3 protein-coding genes are annotated in these 3,079 nt (G+C 64.4%); all 3 read right to left on the bottom strand.

From position 1 onward, the window contains the following. On the bottom strand, window positions 1–1,193 hold a 1,193-nt coding region (locus VD811_07795), incomplete at its 3' end, for a CHRD domain-containing protein (protein HXV20872.1). 89 nt (window positions 1,194–1,282) lie between these two features. Next, complete coding sequence (locus VD811_07790) at window positions 1,283–2,461, bottom strand: hypothetical protein (protein HXV20871.1); 1,179 nt, start codon at window positions 2,459–2,461, stop codon at window positions 1,283–1,285. A 311-nt stretch (window positions 2,462–2,772) separates the two neighbouring features. Continuing rightward, window positions 2,773–3,079: hypothetical protein (locus tag VD811_07785; protein ID HXV20870.1), on the bottom strand; the 307-nt coding region annotated here is incomplete at its 5' end.

The following is a 3,079-nucleotide window of genomic DNA, read 5'->3' as shown; positions in this document are numbered from 1 at the left end:
GCCGCCACGGCGGCAGGGAAGTCGGGGACGTTCGGCCGAGGTATCAGATTGGCGGCGGTCAGGACCACGTTGATGACCGGATTGGCCGGTATCACCGGCGGCAGGGCGAATTCGAAGATAATGGGTCCATTGACGCCGACCGCTCCGGCATGAATATGCGCAGCGGTGATGGGGCCGGTGAAATTGGCCGCCAGCCCGAGGTCGAGCCTGACCGAAAAGGCGTCCTGGTCCGGATTGATCACCACCGTGCCGGTACCGGTGGCATTGGTGATCACCGGCGGCACCGCCTGGGCGCCGTTGAGAGTTGCCGTCAGGGTTTGAGTGCCGATGTCCCCGCGGATTTCACCTGCCGGATGCGCCTGGGTATGCACCTGGAAGTAGGTCGTGCCATTCAGCAGTGCCGCCACGGCGGCAGGGAAGTCGGGGACGTTCGGCCGAGGTATCAGATTGGCGGCGGTCAGCCTGCCGCTGAGCACCAGGGGGTCGGGGATAATGGCCGGGAGAAAATCGAAGATGATCGGCCCGTTGTCCAGACCCGGGTCCCGGGCATGGATGTGGGCGCCGGTAATGACGGGGCTGTTGAAAGTGGCCAGGGCCCCGACGTCGAGAGTGAAGTCGATGGCCGTGCGGTCGGGGCTCAGGGTGAGGGTGCCGCTGCCGCCGGCGGCAGTGGCGACGGGCCCAGCGGAAGCAGCCGACACCTGGCTACCGCTCAACACGGAATTGAGCCGGCCGGTGGTCGAGGCGCCGTCGTCGATCCATTTCTTGATCAGGGCCTGAACGGCGGCGGGGAGGGGCGCGGCGGGGGGTGGCGGCATCTGGGAGACCAGAGGGGGAAGCAGTCCGGCGACTCGCCGGTACAGGACGCTGTTGTTTCCGTCCCGGGATATGACCCGTACTCCCGGCAGACTGGGGGAGATGGCGGGCTGATTGAACAGAAGTCCGTAGGAAACGCCCGCCCGCAGATCGAGCCCGGTCTCGCCGAACCCGATGCCGCCCGGTTCATGGCAGGCCGTCAGGCAGTTGGCGTTGAAGACGGGCTGCACCTCGGCCAGGGAGGTAACGCCCCTCACCGGAACGGCGGCCGCGGCGTCGGGACCGTCGCCGGCGCCGCACGAGACGACCGCCAGCAAAGCGGCGACGGCCAGAAAAGTTGCCAGCCAGTGAATGCCTGTCCTGATTTCCTTCTTCATCTTTGCGTCTCCTTTGTCAGGTCCAGGGCTCCAGGTTCAAGACCCCCACGACCTATGACTGATGACCGACGACGCCGCGCAGCGATCGGTCAGAAAAACAGATGCATCTCGGCCACGAGTTCATTGACGTTGCCGCTCAGGTTCTGGGGGATGTCGTTGGAAATCCGGTAGAAGAGCCGACCCTGGAGATATTTGTTGAAAAAGGACTCCACACCCAAAGAGATACGTTCCCGCTGGTCGTCGGACTCCTCGTCGTCGGGATCGAAATAGTCGTAGGCGACCTTGACGTTCAGCCGGTCCGTGGCGAGCCAGTTGGCTTCGGTGTAGTAGGCCCAGCCCTGGATGCTGCCCCGATCGGGGGTATCGACCACGATCAGATTCCCTTCGGTCAGGATGGTCAGCTCCCAGAAACTGGCGCCGGCGTGGAGTCCATAAGCATCGCGTTCGGTCGTCGGGTTATGGGCGGCCGAGCCGCCGACCAGCACCGATCGCACGGGGCCGCCCAGAGTTTTCAGGTAGTAACCGTTGGCGGACACCTGTTTGCGGGTGTCCTGGCCGGCGGGAGAGCCGCTGTTCGCCACCGCCGCGGCCAGAAAGAAGGGGCCGGTGGAGAGACCGAGTTCCACCCCCTCGCTGAAGTTGGTGAAATTGAAGCCGGTCGTCGAGCGGGTAAAAGCGGCATCATCCTGGATGCGAAGCCCGAAGGGAGGGAAGAAGCGGCCGGCCTTCAGGTAGATGTCCCAGGGAAGCACGCCGGTCAGCAGGCCGAACACCTCGCGGCTGACGGCCGGTCCCGGAGTGAAGGATTCATCGACGTAGAAGGTCAGCATTTCGGGGATGAGATCGGCTTCCAGGTAGGCCACCCCTTCGTTGAAGGCAAAGTCGTTCGCTTCGGCTGAGCGGAAGATCCGGCCGTTCGGCACCTCCCCCCGGGCATCGGGCTCATCCCGGAACAGGGTGCGGTTGCTGAAGCGCAGATTCGCCCCCAGGGACACTCTGCCGCCCAGCAGGCCGGCCGGGTCCACCAAGGTTTTAGAGGCCGGGCTGCGCAGAAAATGATCCGCCGTGCCGGCAAACGCCGCCGTCCGTTTGCCGCCGCCGGTCTTGTTGACATGGCAGAAGTCGCACTTCAGTCCCTCGCGCACGGCGAGATAGGGCTCGGCCTGCAGGGGAGGAGCCCCCGCGAACAGGACGACCAGCAGCGCGACGACCGCCAGGCCGATTACGAAGAATGCGGGCTTTCCTGGATTATCCGGCTTTTTCCTCATGACTTCTTCCTCCTCAGGCAGTTGTCATCGCAGGCAATTCCTTGCTGTCTGCCAGTGCGAAAAAGATGGACCGTATCGGCTTTGGCGGGCGGGTGTAGGGATGCAAGACTGCCAGCGGCAGGGGCCGCCGAGTCTCGAAGACGTTTGTCCGACCTGCGGCACGGGAGGCCGAAGGTTGCTCCAAAGTCTAAATCAGGAATGCCGACTGTCAATCCGAAGGCCGGGGCGCCAGAAGAACTCTGGCGTCGGCAGCCGAACCCTTGCGGACATCCGGTCGCTCAGCGAAGCCGAATGTCCGCAAGGGCGGGCGATTACGGCAGGGGCTGCTCGTTAAACGGGTCGAGGTTCAGGAACGGCTTGAGCGGCTCGTCCCGGCCGCCGGCGCCGACGGCGGGGATTTCGATAAACGATTCGGCAACTCCCTGCCGGCCGTCGCCGGCCGGAACGAACAGTTGCGGGTGATCGAAGGGGGCCTGATCGAATTTCACCCGCTCGTCGGTGAGGGCCAGCATGAAGGCGACCAGCGCCGCCTCATCGCCCTCCTTCACTTCAACCCGGGAGAGAGGGCCGTCAAGCTCCGCAAGGTTGACGTGCGAGAAATCGCCGTGACGGTCGTAG

This window comes from Desulfuromonadales bacterium, from assembly GCA_035620395.1.
Taxonomy (GTDB): Bacteria; Desulfobacterota; Desulfuromonadia; order Desulfuromonadales; family DASPGW01; genus DASPGW01.
This window is presented reverse-complemented; position numbering and strand designations above follow the sequence as displayed.